The following is a 20,501-nucleotide window of genomic DNA, read 5'->3' as shown; positions in this document are numbered from 1 at the left end:
TGGGGATGCCACCCGCTGCTCAGAACGCGAACGTCCCGGCGGCCAGCACCCCCGGGACGGCCGCGAACCTGCAACGCGTTCGGGACGGCAGCGGGCTGCTCACCGCCGCTGCGCTGCGACGTCTCGACGAAGACCTCCCCTGGTACCGAGCCCTGCCGGCCGACGAGCGCTCGTGGGTGGGGCTCGTCGCGCAGTCCGGCATCACGTCCTTCGTCACCTGGTACGCCGACCGGACGATGACACCCCACGGGGTCGGCGACATCTTCGCCGCGGCACCGACCGACCTCACGCGGTCCATCTCGCTCCAGCACACGCTCCAGCTGGTGCGGATCGTCGTGGAGGTCGTCGAGACCCACTCCGACCAGCTCGCAGCCCCCGGCGGCGAGCGAGACCTGCGCGAGGCTGTGCTCCGGTACTCCCGCGAGGTGGCCTTCTCGGCCGCCGAGGTCTACGCCCGGGCCGCCGAGGTCCGCGGCGCGTGGGACGCCCGCCTCGAGGCGCTCGTCGTCGACGCGATCATCCGCGGAGACCAGGACAACTCGCTGCGGTCACGGGTCTCCGCCCTCGGGTGGTCCGGCCTCGGCGAGGTACTCGTCATGGTCGGCACGACGGTCTCACCGCTCGACGACATCCGCGCGGCCGAGCTCCGCAGGGCCACGAGCCGCGCGGCGTGCGACGTGCTCGTCGGCATCCAGGGTGACCGTGTGGTGCTGGTCCTCGGCGGCGAGGGCGACCTCATCGGGGTCGCGAACTCGCTGCTCCCACGCTTTGGTCCCGGGCCGGTCATCATCGGTCCGTCGATGCAGAACCTCGACGACGCCTGGCGCTCGGCGACCGCGGCCCTCGCAGGGCTGCGTGCCGTCCCTGCGTGGCCGCAGGCCCCACGGCCTGTGCTCGCCGACGAGCTGCTGCCCGAGCGTCTGCTCACCGGAGACCACGAGGCGCGCCGAACCCTGGTGCGCCTGGCCTACACACCGCTGTCCGAGGCGACGGGCTCGGTCCTCGACACCCTCTCGGCCTACCTCGGCAACGGGCGCTCGCTCGAGGCCGCGGCGCGCGACCTCTACGTGCACCCCAACACGGTGAGGTACCGCCTGCGCAAGGTCGCCGAGCTCACGGGCTGGGACCCGCTCGACGCGCGCGAGTCCTTCGTCCTGCAGGTGGCCCTGGCCGTCGGCAGGCTCGCCGCAGCGCGCTGACCCTCGCGTGCGTGCGCTACGGCCCTCGGCCAGAGCGCACGCACCGAGGCCGGCCGTCGGCGACCGCCCCGTGAGCGGCTCCGCCGCCCGAGCACCCTCCACTTGTAGGGTGTGCACAAGGACCGCAGAGACACTTCGTGCGGGTCGTGACGGCCCGGACCCCCAGAGAATCGGGCAGAGTAATACCGTGCTTGCCATCGTGTGCCCTGGACAGGGCTCCCAGACCCCCGCCATGCTCGCCCCCTGGCTCGAGCTGCCGGGCGTCTCCGACCAGCTCGCCTCCTTCTCGACCGACGGGCTCGACCTGCGTGCCCTCGGCACCGAGGCCGACGCCGACGCCATCCGTGACACGCGGGTCGCCCAGCCGCTCATCGTCGCCTCGTCGATCATCGCTCTGCGCGCCATCCTCGACGGGCGTGACGCAGCGGACGTCGTCGACGTCACGGCTGGCCACTCGGTCGGCGAGCTCGCCGCCGCAGCCGTCGCCGGGGTCCTCGACGACGCGAGCGCCGTCGCCCTCGTGACGCGCCGCGCCGCCGTCATGGCCGAGGCCGCAGCCGCCAACCCCTCGGGGATGTCGGCCGTGCTCGGCGGAGACCCTGACGAGGTGCTCGCCGCGATCGAGGCAGCCGGGCTCTGGCCCGCGAACGTCAACGGAGGCGGCCAGGTGGTCGCCGCCGGTTCCCTGGACGGCCTCGCGGCCTTCGCGGCGAACCCGCCGGCCAAGGCGCGCGTCATCGCGCTCAAGGTCGCCGGCGCCTTCCACACCCCCCTCATGGAGTCGGCTCGCACCGCCTTCGCCGAGGTGACCGCCGGATGGGCCGCCACCGACCCCCGCGTCACCTTCTTGTCGAACGCGGACGGCGCGTCATACGCGAGCATCGCCGACGACGCCTCCCTGCCCCTCGGCAGCGGCCAGGACGTGCTCGACCGCCTCACAGCGCAGATCACCGCGCCGGTCCGCTGGGACCTCTGCCAGGAGAGCCTCGCGGCCGCCGGTGTCACCGGTCTGCTCGAGCTCATGCCGGGCGGCGTGCTCACAGGCCTGGCACGCCGCGCGCTGCCCGGTGTCGAGACCGTCGCCGTGAAGTCGCCCGCCGACCTCGACGCCGCCCGTGACCTCGTCGCCCGCCACTCCGGCACGACCACCCTCCCCACCGCAGAGGACGCGCAGTGACCCTCCAGATCAAGCAGTCGACAGGTCCCGAGTTCTCCCGCATCCTCGGCCTCGGCGCCGCGCGCGGCACGAACGTCGTCACCAACGACGACATCGCCGGCCCGATCGACTCCTCCGACGAGTGGATCCAGCAGCGCACCGGGATCATCACCCGCCGCCGCTCGGACGCCCACGTCACGGTCATCGACCTCGCGGAGGAGGCCGCCCTCAAGGCGATCGCCGCCGCGGGCATCACGGCGCAGGAGATCGACGCCGTGATCCTCTCGACCGTCACGTACTTCCACCAGACGCCCGCCGGCGCCGCGCTCGTCGCGGACCGCATCGGCGCGACGCCCGCCGCGGCCTTCGACATCTCGGCCGCCTGCGCCGGGTACTCCTACGGCATCGGGCAGGCGGACGCGCTCGTCAGGTCCGGCGGCGCCCGCAACGTGCTCGTCATCGGTGCCGAGAAGATGAGCGACTTCATCGACCCGACCGACCGGTCGATCTCCTTCCTCCTCGGTGACGGTGCCGGCGCAGCTGTCGTCGGCCCCTCCGACACGCCCGGCATCGGCCCGACCATCTGGGGCTCGGACGGCTCGAAGGCCCAGACGATCCGCCAGACGCACTCCTGGCAGGACCTGCGCACGCAGCCCGAGCTCGGTTGGCCGACGCTGCGCCAGGAGGGCCAGACGGTCTTCAAGTGGGCCGCGTTCCAGATGCCCGTCGTCGCGCAGCAGGCGCTCGACGCCGCCGGTGTGACGGCCGACGACATCCAGGTGTTCGTGCCCCACCAGGCCAACATGCGGATCATCGACCAGTTCATCAAGCAGCTGAAGCTCCCCGACACGGTTGTCGTCGGGCGTGACATCGCCGACACCGGCAACACGTCGGCGGCCTCGATCCCGCTCGCGACGGACCGGCTGCTCGCCGAGGGCCAGGCGAAGTCCGGCGACCTCTCGCTGCAGATCGGCTTCGGTGCCGGCCTCGTCTACGCCGCGCAGGTCGTCGTCCTGCCGTAGGTTTCACCAGTACCTCTTTCTCGACCCCCCAGCAGTTCACCAACACAAGGAGACACACCCATGGCTTACACCGAGCAGGACATCCTCGCGGGCCTCGCCGAGATCGTCGCCGAGGAGACCGGACTCCCGGCCGACTCCGTCACGTCGGAGAAGTCCTTCACGGACGACCTCGACATCGACTCGCTCTCGATGATGACCATCGTCACGCACGCCGAGGACAAGTTCTCCGTCACGATCCCCGACGACGAGGTCAAGAACCTCTCGACCGTCGGCGACGCCGTCAGCTTCATCAACGGCGCTCAGGCCTGACGAACGCCTGACCGCGGGGTCGGAGGTCTCACCTCCGACCCCGCGCCCAGCGGCCGCCCTGGCAGCACACCCGCGCCGGCGCCGCCCCCCACACTTCGCCCCTCTCCCCCCGTCACCCAGGAGCACTTCATGAGCAACGCCCGCGATGTCGTCGTCACCGGTCTCGGCGCCACCACGCCTCTCGGCGGCGACGTGGAGTCCACCTGGAAGGCCGCTCTGGCCGGTGAGTCCGGCGCGCGCACCCTCGACAACGACTGGGCCGAGAAGTACGGCATCGCCGTGGACTTCGCCGCGCAGCTCAAGGTCACGCCCGACCAGGTCCTCCCCCGCCCGGAGATCAAGCGCATGGACCCGTCGGCGCAGTACGCGATCATCGCGACCCGCGAGGCCTGGGCCGACGCCGGCAGCCCCGACACGGACCCCGAGCGCATCGGCGCTGTCGTGTCGTCCGGCATCGGCGGCATCTGGACCACCCTCGACGCGTGGGACACCCTGCGCGAGCGCGGCGGACGTCGTGTGCTCCCCATGACCGTGCCCATGCTCATGCCGAACTCCCCGACGGCCTACGTCGAGCTCGAGATCGGTGCCCGTGCGGGCGCGCACGCCCTCGTCTCCGCCTGCGCCTCAGGCGCCGAGGCCATCGGCTACGGCATCGAGATGATCCGCTCCGGCCGGGCCGACGTGGTCGTCGCCGGTGGCACCGAGGCAGCGATCCACCCGATGCCTCTCGCAGCCTTCGCGGCCTCGCGCACGCTCTCCCTGCGCAACGACGACCCGGCGGCTGCCTCGCGGCCCTACGACGTCAACCGTGACGGCTTCGTGCTCGGCGAGGGTGCGGCTGTCGTCGTCCTCGAGAGCGCCGAGCACGCCGCAGCCCGCGGTGCTCGCGTCTACGCCCGGCTCACCGGTGTCGGCCTGAGCTCGGACGCCTACCACATCACCTCCCCCGAGCCGACGGGCCGTGGGCAGATCGCCGCCATGAAGTCCGCTCTCGCCGACGCCGACCAGACGACGCGCGACATCGTGCACGTCAACGCCCACGCGACGTCGACCTCAGTCGGCGACCTCATCGAGGCCCGCGCCATCCGCACGCTCCTCGGCGACGAGGCGGACCACGTCGCGCTCTCGGCGACGAAGTCGATGACCGGTCACCTGCTCGGTGGCGCGGGTGCGCTCGAGACGGTCTTCACGGTCCTCGCCGTGCACAACCGGACGGCCCCGCCCACGATCAACGTGTCGGACCCGGACCCCGAGCTCGACATCGACCTCGTGCGCGACACCCCGCGTGCGCTGCCCGAGGGTGACATCGCGGCGATCAACAACTCCTTCGGCTTCGGCGGCCACAACGTCGCGCTGATCGTCCGCAACGCCTGAGACCTGACGCGGTCGGCTGACGAGGGGGCTAGCAGCCCGGACGGCACCCACGGCGTCACGACACGAGAGCGGCTCCGACCTTCGAGGTCGGGGCCGCTCTCGTCGTCTGGACGACGGTGCCGCTGCCGGGTCGCCCGGGGGCGCCCGTCTGGGCGCCCCTCCGCTCCGCGAGGCACTACGCCCGCTGCCTCGCAAGGCACGACCTATAGCCCGAGGCGTGCCGGACCGACCTCGGAAGCCCGCTCGGCTCTCTCAGCCTGCTGGGAGCGGGTCGACGACCTCGCTGATGCTCTCCCACACCAGCGGCGCGAGCGTGCGGGAGTACGCGGGCGTGATGTGGTGGTAGTCGCGGTAGACGAGCACGCTGCCGATGACGGCCGGGCAGGTGTCGTCGGCGCAGTACCAGCCGAGGGTGTCGACCAGCGTGACGTCAGCCTCCGCCGCGGCCTCGACCTGGAGGTCGAGCGGCAGCGCCTCCGCAGCGGGCCGTGCGCAGACCGTCGGGTCGTCGGCGTTGGCCACCACGCACTCCGTCGTCGCGTCCTCCGGGAGCATCTGCGGGTTGTCGGACAGCACGACGACAGGCAGGCCCGCACCGACGAGCCCTGTCCACGCCTCGACGAAGCCGTCGACGGGCCCGACCACACCCTCAGCCATGACGAAGTCCACGTCGGTCCGGTTCGAGGTGACGACGACATCGATGCTCGTGTCATCGAGGAGCGCCTGGGTGGTCGCCTCGTTCGACCGCTCGCAGACTCCGTCACGCTCCACGTCGGAGACCGGCTGGGCAGTCGTGTACGGACAGCTGCTGCGGAGGTACGTGACGACCCGGATACCCTGCTGCTCGGCGACCTCCTGGAGCGCTGGCAGGTACTGCTCGGCGTGGGAGTCGCCGACGAGCGCGACCACGTGCTCTGCATCCGCAGGACCGAACTCGCAGCGCGGGGCGGGCTCGGGGCCCTCGGACGCCTTGCAGCGCCCCTCAGCACCCTCAGGAAGCTCGTCGCGGGCGTTCTCAGGTGCCGGGACGATCACAGGGTCGCCCGGGGCGAAGGAGACGATCCCGGCCGACGAGAGCGATCCGGCCCCCAGCTCCGTCGGCGCAGAGTCGAGCAGGGTCTCGGCCTGCGCCGCACGGCCCTCGGCGCGTGCGGCCCCGAGCGCCCCCGGCACCTGCACGGCGGCCACGCTGACCAGGAGCACCGCTGCGACGACACCGAGGACACGCCGAGCGCTGGCCTGCGGGGCGAGCCCTCGGTGGAAGGGCACCTCGACGACCCTGCGGGACACCCCCGCGAGGACGAGCGAGAGGACGAGCACCACGCCCAGGACGACGGTCGAGGCCTCGCTCGTCGTCGAGCTCCCGACCAGCCGAGCCACCGCGTAGGGAGCCAGGACGAGGAGCGGCCAGTGCCACAAGTACACCGAGTAGGAGACGTCACCCAGCCACAGCACCGGCCGGACAGAGCTGAGGCGCCTGACGGCCGGGGTGCTGCCCGCGCGCGCGGAGAAGATCACCAGTGCGGCCCCCACGGTGGGGACGAGCGCGAGGGCTCCCGGGAATCCCTCGAGCGGGACGAGCACCATGCCACCGGCGATGAGCAGCAGACCGACCCACGCAGAGACGGCGCGGGCTGCAGCCCCGGCCGTGCGCAGGGCGCTCAGCGCGAGCAGAGCACCGACGCCCAGCTCCCAGAACCGGGTGTGGCTGACGAAGTACGCCGCAGGGTCGCCGCTCCCGGTGATCACCACAGAGCAGACGAAGGAGACGACGGTCAGCACCAGGACCAGGGTCAGAGCGGCTCTGCGGGCGTCGGCAGATCCCGAGGCCGCGCGTGCCGTGCGGGTCCGGGAACGCCACCACAGCAGCGCGACGAGCAGCACGGGCCAGACCACGTAGAACTGCTCTTCGATCGACAGCGACCAGAAGTGCTGGAAGGGGCTCGGTGCCGTGCCCTCGGCGAGATAGTCGACCGAGTCGGAAGCGAGCAACCAGTTCTGGACCCACAGGAGCGAGGCCGTGCCCTGGCGGGTGACCTCGGCCCAGCGGAGCTCGGGCAGCAGCGCGAGAGCCGCGACTGTCGTGGAGACGACCACGAGGGTGGCGGCCGGCAAGATCCGTCGGGCGCGTCGGGCGTAGAAGCGGGCGAGGCCCAGACGTCCGGTCCGCTCGACCTCGCCGATCATGTGCGAGGTGATGAGGTAGCCGGAGATGACGAAGAAGACGTCGACACCGACAAATCCAGCAGGCAGCAGAGACGGCCACAGGTGGTAGAGCACCACCCCGGCGACGGCGAGGGCACGCAGCGCCTGGATCTCCGGGACGATCGTCGTCGGCCGCCGCGGGGCGCCGACGGCTGTCGTGGCGTCCGGGACGGGACGCGAGAGAGCGCTAGCGATGACGCCCTCCCGGGCCTCGTGCGTCAGCCGACGCGGTGCAACCAGCGGACCGGTGCACCAGCACCGGCGTAGCGGAAGGGCTCGAGCTCGTCGTCCCAGGCCTGGCCCAGCGCGAGGCCGAGCTCCTCCTGAAGACGGTGCGGGTCGTGGGCGTGCACGAGCGCCGCACGGATGCGGTCTTCGGGCACGACGACGTTCCCGTGAGCGTCGGTCGCCGCGTGGAAGATGCCGAGCTCAGGGGTGTGGCTCCAGCGAGAACCGTCGATGCCAGGGCTGGCCTCCTCAGTGACCTCATACCGCAGGTGAGTCCATCCGCGCAGCGCCGAGGCGATGCGTGAACCCGTGCCCTGGGGGCCTTGCCACGAGTACTCGGACCTGAAGAGTCCGGGCGCAGCAGGCTGCTCGATCCAGTCGAAAGACACACTGGAGTCGAGGACGTTGCTCGCCGCCCACTCCAGGTGCGGGCAGAGCGCGCGCGGTGATGAATGCACAAAAAGCACGCCGCGGGTGATGGCACCAGCCATGTGTGTCCCTCCTAGAGTCGAGATTCGTCTTCCCCAACGACCTCGAGCATCTGGACGAGAAGTCACATGCTCCACGACATATATGTACTGCTGAGGACATCATGCCTCACGGACCCGCGGTTGACCAGCAGGGCGGCGCGCCCTGTGCACAGAGCGCGTCAGGCTCCCCGGCCTACGCCAGCGTCGCACGACAGTCTGTGTGCGCGGGGCGCTGGCCGGGTCCGGCGGAGATGTCAGAGCGACTCGCGGAGCGCGCGCATCGCCTTCTTCCGGACGGCCTTGTCCAGGCGGTCCAGGTAGAGGTAGCCGTCGAGGTGGTCGACCTCGTGCTGCAGGCAGCGCGCCATGAGCTCTGTGCCCTCGACGACGACCTTGTTGCCGTCGAGGTCCGTCCCCTCGACGCGGGCGTACCAGGCACGCTCGGTCGGGTACCAGAGACCGGGGACCGAGAGGCAGCCCTCGTCGCCGTCCTGGTACTCGTCCTCGGACAGCTCGACGATCTTCGGGTTCAGCACGTAGCCGATCTCGTCGTCGATGTTCCAGGAGAACGCCCGGAGACTGACACCGATCTGGTTGGCGGCGAGTCCGGCGCGGCCGTCGTCATTCACGGTGTCGAGGAGGTCCTCGACGAGGCCCCTGACCCTGTCGTCGATCGTCGTGATCTCTTCGCACGGGGTGCGGAGCACGGGGTCGGGGACGACGCGGATCTCTCGGATAGCCATGGCTGTATCTTCCCATGACAGCACCAGCGTCTGCATCACTGACCGCGCGCATCGGCGCGTCCCCAGCGATGCCACCGCCATCTCGTGAGCGGACGCCGTCCAGCCCTGTCCACGGCGAGCCCACGCCCGGTGGGCCGCGCGTCACGCACCCGCCGACCTGCACCGACTCCTGCACCCGCCCGCTAGGATCGTGCGCGAGCCCCGTTAGCTCAGATGGTCAGAGCGTCCGACTCATAATCGGCTGGTCGCCGGTTCAAGCCCGGCACGGGGCACCGACGACGACCCGGAACCTGTGGTGGTCCGACCGTCGACCAGTCTTCACGCCCGCCGCACTCGTGTGCCGTCTCCGACATGGGCCTTCGCACGACCAAGCCCCCGACCTCTCCGCGAGGTCGGGGGCTTCTTGCGTCCTGCGCACTCCCCGCCCCCTCCGCGGGTGATCAGCCCTTGCCGACGCCGCTCCCGGCCGAGAACGCCAGAGCCCCAGGGGCCGAGAAGCAGCCCACCAGGGTCTAGGGCCCCGCCACTCCGCACCCTAGATTCGTACACGTGTTCGAACACGGCTTGTTTCCACCACTACTACTCAACGAAGGAGAGACATGGCCACATCAGTCAACGGCTGGCCCCTGGTGCCCGCAGGCTCACCGCAGCTGGTCCAGCTCCCAGGGGTCCCCACCGGACCCGTCGCGCTGGCCGGGCCTGTAGCGACACTTCTCGGCTACGTCGCCACGGAGTTCCACGCCCGGGTCGAGGCGATCACATCGACGAACTCACACAGGCCCGGCGCCAAGATCGGCTCCACCGGTTGGTACTCCAACCACGCCTCAGCAACGGCGGTCGACCTCAACGGCGGTCGCCACCCGCAGTTCCGCCGAGGCACGTTCACAGGACCCCAGGTTGCTCAGATCCGCACGATCCTCGCAGCCACCAAGGTCATCGACTGGGGCGGCGACTGGGACGACGCCTCAGTCGACGAGATGCACTTCGAGATCCGACCCAGCACCACAGCACAGCAGGTCGCAGACGCGGCCAGCACACTCAACCAGGAGGACGACATGACACCCACTCAGGCAGCACAGCTCACCGCAATCCTCGACCTGCTCACCCCCGGAGTTGCAGGCGTGAAGTTCGACGGCGACATCTTCAAGCGCCTCACCCGCATCGAAGACACCGCCGTCCGAACCCGCGCGGACGTCGCCACGGTCCACGACTCCGTGCTGCGCCAGAAGTAGGCCCACCTCAGAGACGAACGACAGCGTCGTTCGTCGACCACGGTGCCCTGCCCACCCATGGTGCGCAGGGCACCGCTCCCTCGCTCGGGCGAGTCAGCGCACTGTGGAGGTCTGACTCGCCGCGGTGGGCCGGGCGTCTCGGTTGGCACCCGACTCCCCGATCGAGCACGGCCCCCACCCGCACGCTAGGTTGGCCGGATGGGTCTCCTGTCACGTCCCGAGAAGCTCCCCGCCGGCGTCCGTGCTGCGCTCGACCTCGATCGCGCTGATCGGGTCCTGGCTCACGGGCGTCTTCATGACGGTTCGTGGGCCGTCGCCACCAGCTCCTCGCTGATCCGGTCCGACGGCACCTCGACAGCCTCGTGCGCGTGGTGCGACGTCGATCGTGGCTCGTGGGACCCCGAGTCGTCGACCCTCACGGTCACGTGGGTCGACGGCCACGCCCCGCTCCTGCTGCGCATCGCCGAACCCACGAAGACCTCCCTGATGCGGGTCTTCCGAGAGCGGGTCCAGGCCTCGGTCGTGATGTCGGAGACGGTTCCTCTGGGCGCCGGTTTGACCGCACGTGTCGCCGTGCGCAAAGATCACGTCGGCAACCTGCTCACCCAGGTCGTCGGAGACGCGGGAGCAGACCTGTCTGCCCCGCTCGCCCAGGCCGCGGTGCGGTCCGCGCTGGCCCGTCTGAGGTCGGCGTCAGGAGCACCACCTGAAGCCTGGTAGTGTTTTCTCCGGTCGATCCCGCGTAGCTCAGTTGGCAGAGCATCCGACTGTTAATCGGACGGTCACTGGTTCGAGTCCAGTCGCGGGAGCCACATAGAAGGCCCTTGATCAGCAGCACTGCTGATCAAGGGCCTTCGTCGTGTCCGCCGACCTTCGCCACGAAGGTGAGGTCAGAACGGCGCCGGAGCCACCGCCATGACACTGCCCCGAGTGGCTTTGGTCACCATCGTGTGCTCTCAGCGGCGTGTCCCTCGCCCCAGGAGCGCGCGCGACGCCAGACGGAGCGGAGCCGTCCCGAACCTGGCGTCGACGATCTCCCGGTAGGCGGTGCGCATCGCTGAGCGCCTGCGGTCGTCCTGCGCCAGATAGGTCCCACCGATGGCCGCGATCCCCGCCTCGACCCCCGTCCACAGCAGATCTGCGTCCATCTCGAAGTCCCAGGCCACCACGTGCGTCTCGGCCTCCAGCCCGGCCCCAGCCAGCAGCTGGGTGAGCCCGTCCTCGGTACGGGCGAAGTCGTCCCGCGCGGGAGTCGCGGTCGACGCAGGCCGCTCGACCCCTGCACGCTCCACGACCTCGGCCCACATCGCGTTCATCGCTGTGGGCTCGGAGGGCCAGATCGTCACAGCGAGATCACCACCGGGACGCAGCACCCTGACCATCTCCGCGACACCCGCTCGCGGGTCACGGAGATGGTTGACCACGTATCCGGCGACGACGGCCTCGAAGCTTCCGTCGTCGAAGGGCAGATCGGGCAGGGCCGCCTCGATGCACGTCGTGGCGGGAGCGGTCTCCGAGGCGATCGCGAGCATCTGCGCCTCGGGGTCGACGGCCGTGACGTCCCATCCCCTCCCGGCCGCTGCCAGCGGCAAACGCCCAGGCCCCGTGCCGACGTCCAGCAACCTGCCACCGGAGGGCTCGACCTCGTCGAGGAGCGGGTCGATCGTCCCGTCGCACAGCCGCCCGAAGGTCCGTGCGTAGGTCGTCGCGTCGTTCCATCCTCTGGCCAGGCCTGTCGTCGTCATGCCGGGAGGCTAGACCTGTGGCCGCCGCCCCCGCTCAGTGGCCTCGAAGTGTGGGACGTCTCTGCTGGGAACGGCCGTCGTCACACTCTCACCCCGACATCACCCCGATCTCACCTCCCTCTCACCTCTGTCTCGCCTGTCGTGCGAGGCGAGCCGCAGCTAATGTCGCCCCATGAGCGCCAGTGACCCGTTGAAGGCCAGCACGGTCTACCTCGACGCGCTGACCGCCAAGGACAGCGACCACGACGCCTCGGTGCTCGGGATCGCGACGGCGATGTCGGGCCTCGAGTCGTTCATCACCCCGACCCCGGACACCAGCACGGTGTTCTTCGGGGGATTCATCGCGCTCGAGGCGGCGGTGACCATGCTCAGCCACGCACGAGAGGTCGACAGGCTCCAGGTGATCGCCGAGCTCCGCAACGTCATCGAGCGTGCCGACGGGTACTGAGACCCAGACCGACCCGCTCGACGACCGGCGTGAGCCCCTGCACACACGGTCCGCCGCGACCACGGCCTTGATCCCTTCGCTGGCGGCGTAGGCCGCGACGACCCCGACCGCGGCAGAGACCGCGAGCGCTGCAGAGTGGATGCCGGAGCGCAGTGCACGCCACCCGACGGCGACAGCGACGACGCCCAGCAGGATCACGAGGACCTCGGCGAGGCGGTCGACACCCCAGATGCCTGCGGTCGTCGGGGCGATGCTCCGGACGAGCTCACTGCTGGGTCCGCGCAGCGTCCAGGCGAGCCCCATCCCTGCCGCGCACACGATTAGGAGAGCCGTGACGACCAGGGCGCGGTGACGAGCCGGTGTCCACGTCTGGGTTGGCGCGCTGTCTGGTCTCTCGGTGTCGAAGGTCGGGGCATGCCGGTCCCCCGTGTGTGGCTGGGTCATGGCGCGAGGCTACGAGGGCCGTCGACAGGTGCTCGGGAGAGTCGGTGTCGTGCCTGCGAAGACTCTGCACACCCGGTCCGAGGTGCTCGCCTGGGCAGCCCACGCAGGCCCAGACGAGATCGAGAGGACTCCCCTCAGTCCCGGGCGCCCTGCTCGCGGATCTCGCGGCGTTGCTGCTCGAGGCTGAGCAGGTCGGTGAAGGCCTGGTTGTAGGCCTCGGCCTCGGCGACGGGGTCGAGGCGCTGGAGGCGGCTGCGGGCGTTGCCGATCTTTCGCGTGATGCCCAGCTCGACGAAGGCCCGGACGACGCCCTGGACGTAGTCGTCGATCGCCCCGGGGCGGTCTTCGGGCAGGGGCGCGACCGAGAGCTCGTTGACGAGGGCGAGCACGGGCGGCGAGCACTCTTCGGTGATCAGGCCGACCCACTCGGAGTCCTGACGCTGCGCGGCAGTCGCCAGCCCGCCGGCCGCGCGGATCGCCTCGTGGACGGCTCGCCAGGCGGGCACCGTGAAGGCGTCGCCGGGGAGGTCGTCGACAGCAGCAGCCGGGATGTGGTGGGGGTACTGGAGGATCACCTCGAGGGTCTGGCGCTCGAGGCGGGCGATGGGGTCGGACTGGCTCGGGCGCTGGAACCCGTCACCGGTGTCGGCTCCGGGCAGACGTGAGCCACCGTCGCCGCTCTGCTCGGTGCCGGACGGGCGTCCACGGTCGTTGCCTCGTTGCTGAGAGCTCTGCCCACCCTGCCCGCGGCCGGCGGACTGGACGGCGCGCAGCACAGACTCTCCGTCCATGCCCAGCCACCCGGCGAGCATCCGTGCGTACTCGGGGCGCAGGGCGGTGTCCCGGATCCCGGCGACGACGGGCGCGGCGGCCCGCAGTGCTGCGACCCGCCCTTCGGCGGTGTCGAGGTCGTAGGTCGCGAGCGTGGTCTTGATGACGAACTCGAAGAGCGGCTGGCGTCCTTCGACGAGGGCCTGGACGGCCTGGGGGCCGCGAGCCTGGCGCAGGTCACAGGGGTCCATGCCGGAGGGCTCGACGGCGACGAAGGTCTGCGCGTAGAACTTCTGGTCTTCGCCGAAGGCGCGCATGGCGGCCTTCTGCCCGGCGGCGTCACCGTCGAAGGTGAAGATGATCTCGCCGCCCGAGGAGCCACCCCCGGCGAGCTGGACGCCGCCGCCGGCGCTGGTGTCACCGACGAGGCGACGCGCGAAGCGCACGTGGTCGGAGCCGAAGGCCGTGCCGCAGGTCGCGACCGCAGTGGTCACACCTGACAGGTGCGCGGCCATGACGTCGGTGTACCCCTCGACGACGACGATCTGCTTGTTCTTGGCGATGTCGCGCTTGGCGAGGTCGATGCCGTAGAGGACCTGCGACTTCTTGTAGAGCGCGGTCTCGGGGGTGTTGAGGTACTTGGGGCCCTGGTCCTCGTCGTAGAGCTTGCGTGCCCCGAAGCCGATGGTCTCGCCGGTGACGTCGCGGATCGGCCAGATGAGCCTGCCCCGGAAGCGGTCGTAGATCCCGCGGTTCCCCTGGCTGACCAGACCCGAGGCCGTGAGCTCGGCCTCGGTGAATCCCTTGCCGCGCAGGTGCTTGAGGAGCCCGTCCCACCCCTTGGGGGCATAACCGATGCCGAAGTGCAGGGCGTCGTTGCGGTCGAAGCTGCGCTCGGCGAGGAAGGCGCGCCCGGCGGCTGCCTCGGGGCTGAGCAGCTGCTCGGCGAAGAAGGCTCCGGCGATGCGGTTGGCCTCGAGCAGGCGCTGGCGCTTGCCCGGCTCTTCGGTGCGTCGCGGGCCGCTGCCCTCTTCGTAGCGGAGCTGGATGCCGACACGACCAGCCAGGTACTCGACAGCCTCGGAGAACCCGAGCCCGTCGATCTTCTGCACGAAGGAGATGACGTCGCCGCCCTCGTTGCAGCCGAAGCAGTGCCACCGGCCCACCTGGGGGCGCACGTGGAACGACGGGGAGCGCTCGTCGTGGAAGGGGCACAAGCCCTTCATGGAGCCCACGCCAGCGGGACGCAGGGTGACCTGCTCGCCGACGATCTCCTCGATGCGCGCCTTGTCACGGACAGCGTCCACGTCTTCGCGTTTGATGAGACCAGCCACGTCGTCGAGTCTAGGCGTCCCCGACGCTGCGGATGACCTCGTCGCTGCGGCCTGTGGACGCCGAGTCGTCCAAGTTCCCCTGTGGACGCGGCTGGGACGCACTTCCGGCCCTTCGAGCTTCCGCGCCTGCCCCCAGAGGCGTCTTGGCTCGCAGGACAGCACACCCCTCGCTCCGGCTCGCGCCCTCCTTGTGCGCATCGCGCTGAGTCCACAGGGCCTCCTTCTCGTCCGACCTCGGCACCTCGGCGCAGGTACAGTCGCTCAGAGCTGCCCTCGCCGTCGCAGGCACCTGTCCCGAGCCGCCCCGAGTGCTCTGGAGCGGTCGTCACAGGCCGCGACCAGGTGCCCTCCGCGGCCCGCCGGCAGCACGACAGACAGAGAAGACCGGGCGCGCCCGGGAGCGGAGGACACATGACGTGCGAGGCGATCAGCGGAGCCCTGGACCGGGCCGAGCAGACCGGCACGACGACGCAGGCAGACGCTGCCCTGCTGCTCGGTGCGCGCGGAGACGACCTCGAACGGCTGCTCGTCCTGGCCTCACGGATCCGCGACGAGGGTCTCGAGCGCAACGGTCGCGCGGGCATCATCACGTACTCGAAGAAGGTCTTCGTCCCGCTCACCAAGCTCTGCAGGGACCGCTGCCACTACTGCGTGTTCGTCGAGACCCCCGGGAGCCTGCGCGCCTCGGGCGAGCAGTCCTTCATGGAGCCCGAGGACATCCTCGCCGTGGCGCGCGCCGGCGCCGCGCTCGGCTGCAAGGAAGCGCTCTTCACCCTCGGCGACCGTCCCGAGGACCGGTGGCCGTCGGCCCGCGAGTGGCTCGACGAGCACGGCTACGGCTCGACCCTCGAGTACGTGCGGGCCATGGCTGTCCTGGTCCTCGAGGAGACCGGTCTGCTCCCTCACCTCAACCCCGGGGTCATGTCGTGGGCCGAGCTCCAGCGGCTGCGGCCCGTCGCACCGTCGATGGGCATGATGCTCGAGACGACCGCGACCCGCCTGTGGTCGGAGAAGGGCGGCGTGCACTACGGGTCCCCGGACAAGGACCCGGCGCTGCGGCTGCGCGTCCTCGAGGACGCTGGTCGCTCGAAGGTCCCCTTCACCACCGGTGTGCTGCTCGGCATCGGCGAGGACGACGCCGACCGCGCCGAGGCGCTCTTCGCGATCCGTGCGTCGCACGAGCGGTACGGGCACATCCAGGAGACGATCGTCCAGAACTTCCGCGCCAAGCCGCGGACCGCGATGCAGAACGACTCTGACCTCGAGCTCCAGGAGTACATCGCCGCGGTCGCCGTGGCACGCGTGGTGATGGGACCTGACGCGACGGTCCAGGCACCGCCGAACCTCACCGACCCGCACGAGCTCGGGCTGCTCGTCCGCGCCGGGATCGACGACTGGGGCGGCGTCAGCCCGCTCACCGCCGACCACGTCAACCCTGAGCGTCCCTGGCCGCACATCGGCGACCTCGCAGCCCTGACCGCGACCACCGGTTTTGAGCTGCGCGAACGCCTCACGGCCCACCCGCCCTACCTCGCCGACGCCAGCACGTGGGTCGACGACCGCATCCGCCCGCACCTCAACCCGCTCGTCGACCCCGACACCTTCCTCGCGATCGAGGACGCGCCCGTCGTCGGTCGGCCCTTCGACCCACGGGTCACCCCTGTCCTGCCGACCCGCGCCTCGACAGCCGCACTCAGCCCAGCTGTCGCCGACGTCCTCTCCCGGGCCGCGAGCGCGCCCGCCGGTCTGTCGGACGACGACTATCTCCTGCTGCTCGAGGCGGACGGAGCCGACCTCGACGCCCTCGCGGCCCTCGCCGACGAGGTCCGGCGAGAGACCGTCGGTGACGACGTGACCTTCGTGGTGAACCGGAACATCGACGCGTCGCTGTTCTCCCCGGACCGTCTGACGGTCGAGCAGGTGGGTGCCCTCGTCGCCGAGGCACGCTCGCTCGGCGCGACAGAGATCTGCGCGCAGGGCGCCGTGAGCGGCGGACCCGGCTACGACTACCTCGACCTGGTCGAGGCGATCCGCGCCCAGGCACCCGAGATGCACCTGCACGCCTTCAGACCACCCGAGGTGCACGAGGGTGCGGCACGGCTCGGGCTCTCGCTCGGAGAGTATCTCGCTGCGCTGCGGGCAGCCGGGGTCGACACCGTGCCCGGTACGGGTGCCTTCGTGCTCGACCAGCGTATCCGTGAGGTGCTCGGCGGTCCGTCGGTCCTCACGGTCGAGCAGTGGGAGCGGTCGATCACGACAGCCCACGCGGCGGGGCTGCGGTCGACCGCGACCATCGTCTACGGGCACGTCGAGTCGCCCGAGCAGCAGCTGGCGCACCTGCGTCGTCTGGGCGCGCTGCAGGACGCGACGGGCGGGTTCACCGAGCTCATCGCGATGCCCTTCGTCCCGCTGGACGCCCCGGGCGTCACCGGGACGAGGGGCGGACCGTCGCTGCGCGAGACACGCGCGCTGCACGCTGTCGCGCGGCTCGTCCTCACCGGTCGGATCGACAACATCCAGACGGCGTGGACCAAGCTCGGCATGCGCACGAGCCAGACGCTGCTGCTCGGCGGGGCGAACGACCTCGGCGGGCTGCTGCTCGACGGCACGCTCGACCCCGAGGCTGGTGCGGAGGCCTACAGGGCACTGGACCGCTCCGACGTCGCCCGTCTCGCCGACGAGATCGGTCGCCCGGTCCGTCAGCGCGCGACGGACTACGGTCCAGTCACCACGCCGTCCGTCTCCACGTCTGGGGCTACTGCCGAGGAGCAGGATCCGACCACAGCACGCGGGACAGATGCCGGTCGAGAGGCTGGCGCAGCTGGCTCGGCCGGCACCGGGGCACACGGAGGAGGCGGCGGCGCAGGAGTCGACCTGCCCTCGGGCCGCGAGCGCACCGACCTCATCAGCGGGGCACGCCTGCCGTGACGGCGAACCCTCGGCCGAGCACGGTCGTCCTGGTGCCCGGCCTCTCCGGGAGCCCTGACGACTTCGCCTTCGTCCACCCGATGCTGGCTCGCCGCGGCCGCGTGGTCACCGTCGACCTCTCGACAGAGGCTGCTGGTGTCTCCTTCGACGCGCAGGTCGAGCACGTCCGCCGCACGATCGACGACCTCGCCGACCAGCGCCGCCAGCCCGACGGCGGGATCGGAGAGCAGGAGGACGACGGCGCCCACCCGATCGTCCTCGTCGGATCGTCCTTCGGTGCGCTCGTCGCGACGGCCGTCGCTGCGGCCGACCCGCGTGTGACCGGGCTGGTCCTGCTCGGCGGGTGGCTCGCACCGGACGACCGTCTCCGAGGCGCCTTCGACCACCTGCTCGCCGTCCGCGAGCGCACCTCGGACCTTCTCGATGCCGTCGCGCGTCTCCTGCTGCTGAGCCCGTCGGCTTCGAGCGGTGCGACGCCTCCTCTCCTCCCAGCAGGCGAGCTCACAGCCCGACGCCTGGCGTGGGCTCGCTCCGCAGATCTGCGCCACGTGCAGGTGACGGCCCCGGTCCTCGTCGTGACCGGGCGAGCAGACGCGCTCGTCTCCCCCGCCCTCTCGCAGGAGCTGGTCGGCACCTTCGACGACATCCGTCACGCGGAGCTCGACACCGGTCACGCGCTGCTCGCGGAACGTCCTGCCGAGGTCCTCTCCCTCGTCGAGGCCTTCGTCGACGGCCGACTCGCGCAGGGTCCTGTCCAGGCGGCCCAGGTATGAGCACCGCTGCGACCGTGACGCAGGTCGAGACCGTGGTCGTCGGCGCTGGCTTCGCAGGCCTGGGGACAGCCATCCGGCTCCTGCGGTCCGGGCGCACGGACTTCGTCGTGCTCGAGCGCGGCGACGGCGTCGGCGGCACCTGGCGGGACAACCACTATCCGGGGGTCGGGTGCGACGTGCCGTCGCACCTCTACTCGTACTCCTTCAGACCGCGTGCGGAGTGGTCGGCGGTCTTCGCGCCAGGCGAGGAGATCCGCGAGTACCTGACCGAGGCTGTCGAAGACGAGGGTCTCGCCCCGTACCTGCGGCTCGGCACCGAGGTCTTGTCCATGCGGTGGGTCGCCGATGCCCAGCGGTGGTCGGTCGAGACGACGACAGGCGCGTACAGCTGCCGCACCGTGGTGGTCTGTGCGGGGCGGCTGTCGGAGCCGCGTGTACCGGCGGCTCCTGGCCTGGAGTCCTTCGACGGGCCCGTGTTCCACTCCGCCAGGTGGGACCACAGCGTCGAGACGGCGGGGAAACGGGTCGGGATCGTCGGGTCCGGCGCGTCCGCCGTGCAGATCCTGCCGCAGGTCGCCCGCGACGCAGACTCGGTCGTTCTGTTCCAGCGCAGCGCTCCGTACGTCGTCCCGCGGGAGAACCGTCAGTACACACCCGCCGAGCGACGGGGCCTGAGCAGGGTCCCGGGTGCTGTCGAACGGCTGCGGTCCCGGATGTTCTGGGACATGGAGCAAGGCCTGGCCGCTCGTCGCGCCGTCCCGGGCTTCGTCGACAGCCTCCGGGCGACCGCGCTCGGGCACCTCGCCCAGCAGGTGCCCGACGAGTCGCTGCGGGCAGTCCTCACACCGGACTACGAGATCGGCTGCAAGCGCGTGCTGCTCTCCGACGACTACTACCCCGCCGTCGCGTCGAGCACCGTCACCGTCGTCCCGGCAGCCCTGCGGGAGGTGCACGGGTCGACTGTGGTGGCTGAAGACGGCAGCGAGCACGAGCTCGACGTCCTGGTCCTCGCCACAGGCTTCGAGTCGACCCGCCCACCGTGGGCCGAGCGTGTGGTCGGACGCGACGGCGGGACGCTCGCTGGGCACTGGGACGCGGGGATGAGTGCGTACGCGTCGACGAGCGTGCACGGGTTCCCGAACCTCTTCGTCATCAACGGACCGCAGGCGAGCCTCGGGCACAACTCGGCCGTGTTCATGATCGAGACGCAGATCGAGCACGTCCTCGGGGCGCTCGAGCACGTGCGGTCCTCCGGGGTGCTCGAGGTGTCGCGCACCGCCGAGGAGGAGTACTCCACGTGGCTCGACGAGGCCGGAGAGGGCACCGTGTGGCGCACCGGTGGTTGCACCAGCTGGTACCGCGACGACCGCAACGGGCGCCTCACACTGCTGTGGCCAGACTTCGCCTTCACGTTCCGCGAGCGCTTCGGCACCTTCGACCCGGCCGGGTACGCCGGCGCAGGTAGTGTCCTGGGGTGAACGCGACCGACCCCGACGACTCCCCCACCGCTGCTTCCCTCGCGGAGGCGCCGACAGACCACGTGGCAGGCGACACCCGCCGACCAGACCCGCGCACCGACGCCCTCGCCGACGTCCTGGCGACCTGGGCCCCTCGTGCCGAGCACCTCCAGACGCTGCGCACCGAGTACCTCGCGTACCTCGCCGGCGGCGGGACCGCTGACCGGGACGCGTCACCCCAGCACCTCACAGCGAGCACCTTCGTGCTCAGCCCCGACCTGCGGCACGTGCTGCTCTGCTATCACCGCAAGGGCCGGTTCTGGGTCCAGCTCGGGGGGCACATCGAGCCCGGTGACTCGTCGGTCGCTGCGGCAGCAGAGCGCGAGGCCCACGAAGAGAGCGGCCTGACAGGTCTCGAGCTCGCGGGCCTCGTCCCGGTCGACCTGGACCGGCACGGTCTGGGTGACGGCTTCGGCCGCTGCGCCGTCCACTGGGACGTCGGCTACGTGGCGTTCGCCGCCGCGGACAGCGTCCCGGTGGTCAGCGACGAGAGCGACGACGTCGCCTGGTGGCCCGTCGACGCCCTGCCTGCCGAGGTACCAGAACAGTTCGTCGGACGCCTGACCCGCGTCCTCGCCGAGCTCAGCATCGATCTCTGAGCCA

General features: G+C 70.9%; 17 protein-coding genes and 2 tRNA genes. 14 read left to right on the top strand and 5 right to left on the bottom strand.

Going from position 1 to position 20,501, the window contains the following annotated elements; all coding sequences use genetic code 11:
* The first annotated feature begins 5 nt into the window (after nucleotides 1-5).
* From SANBI_RS06860 to SANBI_RS06840, 5 genes are all read left to right on the top strand, one after another.
* Nucleotides 6-1,199, top strand: a complete 1,194-nt coding sequence (locus SANBI_RS06860; RefSeq protein ID WP_056131748.1) for a PucR family transcriptional regulator — start codon at nucleotides 6-8, stop codon at nucleotides 1,197-1,199.
* Nucleotides 1,200-1,386: 187 nt separating this feature from the next.
* Nucleotides 1,387-2,376, top strand: coding sequence for an ACP S-malonyltransferase (locus tag SANBI_RS06855; protein ID WP_319160208.1), 990 nt, complete (start codon nucleotides 1,387-1,389; stop codon nucleotides 2,374-2,376).
* A complete protein-coding gene (locus tag SANBI_RS06850; RefSeq protein ID WP_056131743.1) occupies nucleotides 2,373-3,377 on the top strand; it encodes a beta-ketoacyl-ACP synthase III in 1,005 nt (334 codons plus the stop codon). Before SANBI_RS06855 ends, SANBI_RS06850 begins: the two co-directional genes overlap by 4 nt.
* Before the next feature lie 60 nt (nucleotides 3,378-3,437).
* Nucleotides 3,438-3,686 carry an acyl carrier protein gene (locus SANBI_RS06845; protein WP_012866416.1) on the top strand — a complete coding sequence of 83 codons (249 nt, stop codon included), beginning with the start codon at nucleotides 3,438-3,440 and terminating at the stop codon, nucleotides 3,684-3,686.
* Nucleotides 3,687-3,815: 129 nt separating this feature from the next.
* Nucleotides 3,816-5,060, top strand: a complete 1,245-nt coding sequence (locus SANBI_RS06840) for a beta-ketoacyl-[acyl-carrier-protein] synthase family protein (RefSeq protein ID WP_319160202.1) — start codon at nucleotides 3,816-3,818, stop codon at nucleotides 5,058-5,060.
* Nucleotides 5,061-5,312: 252 nt separating this feature from the next.
* Here the strand turns inward: SANBI_RS06840 and SANBI_RS06835 are convergent, their stop codons facing one another.
* The 3 genes from SANBI_RS06835 to def form a co-directional block, all read right to left on the bottom strand.
* The gene (locus SANBI_RS06835; protein ID WP_319161211.1) at nucleotides 5,313-7,367 is read right to left on the bottom strand and encodes an acyltransferase family protein; all 2,055 of its coding nucleotides are present in this window, start codon (nucleotides 7,365-7,367) and stop codon (nucleotides 5,313-5,315) included.
* A 116-nt stretch (nucleotides 7,368-7,483) separates the two neighbouring features.
* Nucleotides 7,484-7,984 (bottom strand): DUF3145 domain-containing protein, encoded by a 501-nt coding sequence (locus tag SANBI_RS06830; RefSeq protein ID WP_319160200.1) that lies wholly within the window; start codon nucleotides 7,982-7,984, stop codon nucleotides 7,484-7,486.
* Nucleotides 7,985-8,217: 233 nt separating this feature from the next.
* Nucleotides 8,218-8,706 carry a peptide deformylase gene (def, locus tag SANBI_RS06825; RefSeq protein WP_319160197.1) on the bottom strand — a complete coding sequence of 163 codons (489 nt, stop codon included), beginning with the start codon at nucleotides 8,704-8,706 and terminating at the stop codon, nucleotides 8,218-8,220.
* Nucleotides 8,707-8,904: 198 nt separating this feature from the next.
* On the opposite strand from def, the gene SANBI_RS06820 reads away from it, so the two are divergent.
* The 4 genes from SANBI_RS06820 to SANBI_RS06805 all read left to right on the top strand — a co-directional run bounded on the left by SANBI_RS06820 (nucleotide 8,905) and on the right by SANBI_RS06805 (nucleotide 10,750).
* Nucleotides 8,905-8,978 (top strand) — tRNA-Ile (locus SANBI_RS06820).
* Between the two features lie 327 nt (nucleotides 8,979-9,305).
* A complete protein-coding gene (locus SANBI_RS06815) occupies nucleotides 9,306-9,938 on the top strand; it encodes a M15 family metallopeptidase (protein WP_319160194.1) in 633 nt (210 codons plus the stop codon).
* Nucleotides 9,939-10,136: 198 nt separating this feature from the next.
* A complete protein-coding gene (locus SANBI_RS06810) occupies nucleotides 10,137-10,658 on the top strand; it encodes a hypothetical protein (RefSeq protein ID WP_319160191.1) in 522 nt (173 codons plus the stop codon).
* Nucleotides 10,659-10,674: 16 nt separating this feature from the next.
* Nucleotides 10,675-10,750: transfer RNA gene (locus SANBI_RS06805), tRNA-Asn, on the top strand.
* A 144-nt stretch (nucleotides 10,751-10,894) separates the two neighbouring features.
* Here the strand turns inward: SANBI_RS06805 and SANBI_RS06800 are convergent.
* Nucleotides 10,895-11,683: a methyltransferase domain-containing protein gene (locus SANBI_RS06800; protein ID WP_319160189.1), complete on the bottom strand. Its 789-nt coding sequence runs from the start codon at nucleotides 11,681-11,683 to the stop codon at nucleotides 10,895-10,897.
* 172 nt (nucleotides 11,684-11,855) lie between these two features.
* On the opposite strand from SANBI_RS06800, the gene SANBI_RS06795 reads away from it, so the two are divergent.
* Nucleotides 11,856-12,131 (top strand): hypothetical protein, encoded by a 276-nt coding sequence (locus tag SANBI_RS06795; RefSeq protein ID WP_156382727.1) that lies wholly within the window; start codon nucleotides 11,856-11,858, stop codon nucleotides 12,129-12,131.
* Between the two features lie 578 nt (nucleotides 12,132-12,709).
* Here the strand turns inward: SANBI_RS06795 and dnaG are convergent.
* Nucleotides 12,710-14,680: a DNA primase gene (gene dnaG / locus SANBI_RS06790; RefSeq protein WP_319160186.1), complete on the bottom strand. Its 1,971-nt coding sequence runs from the start codon at nucleotides 14,678-14,680 to the stop codon at nucleotides 12,710-12,712.
* A gap of 411 nt (nucleotides 14,681-15,091) precedes the next feature.
* Between dnaG and cofG the strand changes: the two genes are divergently transcribed.
* From cofG to SANBI_RS06770, 4 genes are read left to right on the top strand one after another with little or no spacing between them, the layout of a single operon-like run.
* Complete coding sequence (gene cofG, locus SANBI_RS06785) at nucleotides 15,092-17,608, top strand: 7,8-didemethyl-8-hydroxy-5-deazariboflavin synthase CofG (protein ID WP_319160184.1); 2,517 nt, start codon at nucleotides 15,092-15,094, stop codon at nucleotides 17,606-17,608.
* Entirely contained in the window at nucleotides 17,605-18,381 is a 777-nt protein-coding gene (locus SANBI_RS06780; RefSeq protein ID WP_319160182.1) for an alpha/beta fold hydrolase, read from the top strand. The genes cofG and SANBI_RS06780 overlap by 4 nt, the downstream gene beginning before the upstream one ends.
* Entirely contained in the window at nucleotides 18,378-19,859 is a 1,482-nt protein-coding gene (locus SANBI_RS06775; RefSeq protein WP_319160180.1) for a flavin-containing monooxygenase, read from the top strand. Before SANBI_RS06780 ends, SANBI_RS06775 begins: the two co-directional genes overlap by 4 nt.
* A complete protein-coding gene (locus tag SANBI_RS06770; RefSeq protein WP_319160178.1) occupies nucleotides 19,856-20,497 on the top strand; it encodes an NUDIX hydrolase in 642 nt (213 codons plus the stop codon). Before SANBI_RS06775 ends, SANBI_RS06770 begins: the two co-directional genes overlap by 4 nt.
* The last annotated feature ends 4 nt before the right edge of the window (nucleotides 20,498-20,501 follow it).

Origin of the sequence: Sanguibacter biliveldensis, assembly GCF_033798665.1 — a bacterium.
GTDB lineage: Bacteria > Actinomycetota > Actinomycetes > Actinomycetales > Cellulomonadaceae > Sanguibacter > Sanguibacter inulinus.
Note: the sequence above shows the minus strand (reverse complement) of the source record. Positions and strands in the feature narration are given on the sequence as shown.

Coding starts and splice junctions, on each gene's coding strand:
- SANBI_RS06860 (WP_056131748.1), top strand. CDS start 6: ATGCCACCCGCTGCTCAGAACGCGAACGTCCCGGCGGCCAGCACCCCC.
- SANBI_RS06845 (WP_012866416.1), top strand. CDS start 3,438: ATGGCTTACACCGAGCAGGACATCCTCGCGGGCCTCGCCGAGATCGTC.
- SANBI_RS06840 (WP_319160202.1), top strand. CDS start 3,816: ATGAGCAACGCCCGCGATGTCGTCGTCACCGGTCTCGGCGCCACCACG.
- SANBI_RS06830 (WP_319160200.1), bottom strand. CDS start 7,984: ATGGCTGGTGCCATCACCCGCGGCGTGCTTTTTGTGCATTCATCACCG.
- def (WP_319160197.1), bottom strand. CDS start 8,706: ATGGCTATCCGAGAGATCCGCGTCGTCCCCGACCCCGTGCTCCGCACC.
- SANBI_RS06815 (WP_319160194.1), top strand. CDS start 9,306: ATGGCCACATCAGTCAACGGCTGGCCCCTGGTGCCCGCAGGCTCACCG.
- SANBI_RS06810 (WP_319160191.1), top strand. CDS start 10,137: ATGGGTCTCCTGTCACGTCCCGAGAAGCTCCCCGCCGGCGTCCGTGCT.
- SANBI_RS06800 (WP_319160189.1), bottom strand. CDS start 11,683: ATGACGACGACAGGCCTGGCCAGAGGATGGAACGACGCGACGACCTAC.
- SANBI_RS06795 (WP_156382727.1), top strand. CDS start 11,856: ATGAGCGCCAGTGACCCGTTGAAGGCCAGCACGGTCTACCTCGACGCG.
- cofG (WP_319160184.1), top strand. CDS start 15,092: ATGACGTGCGAGGCGATCAGCGGAGCCCTGGACCGGGCCGAGCAGACC.
- SANBI_RS06775 (WP_319160180.1), top strand. CDS start 18,378: ATGAGCACCGCTGCGACCGTGACGCAGGTCGAGACCGTGGTCGTCGGC.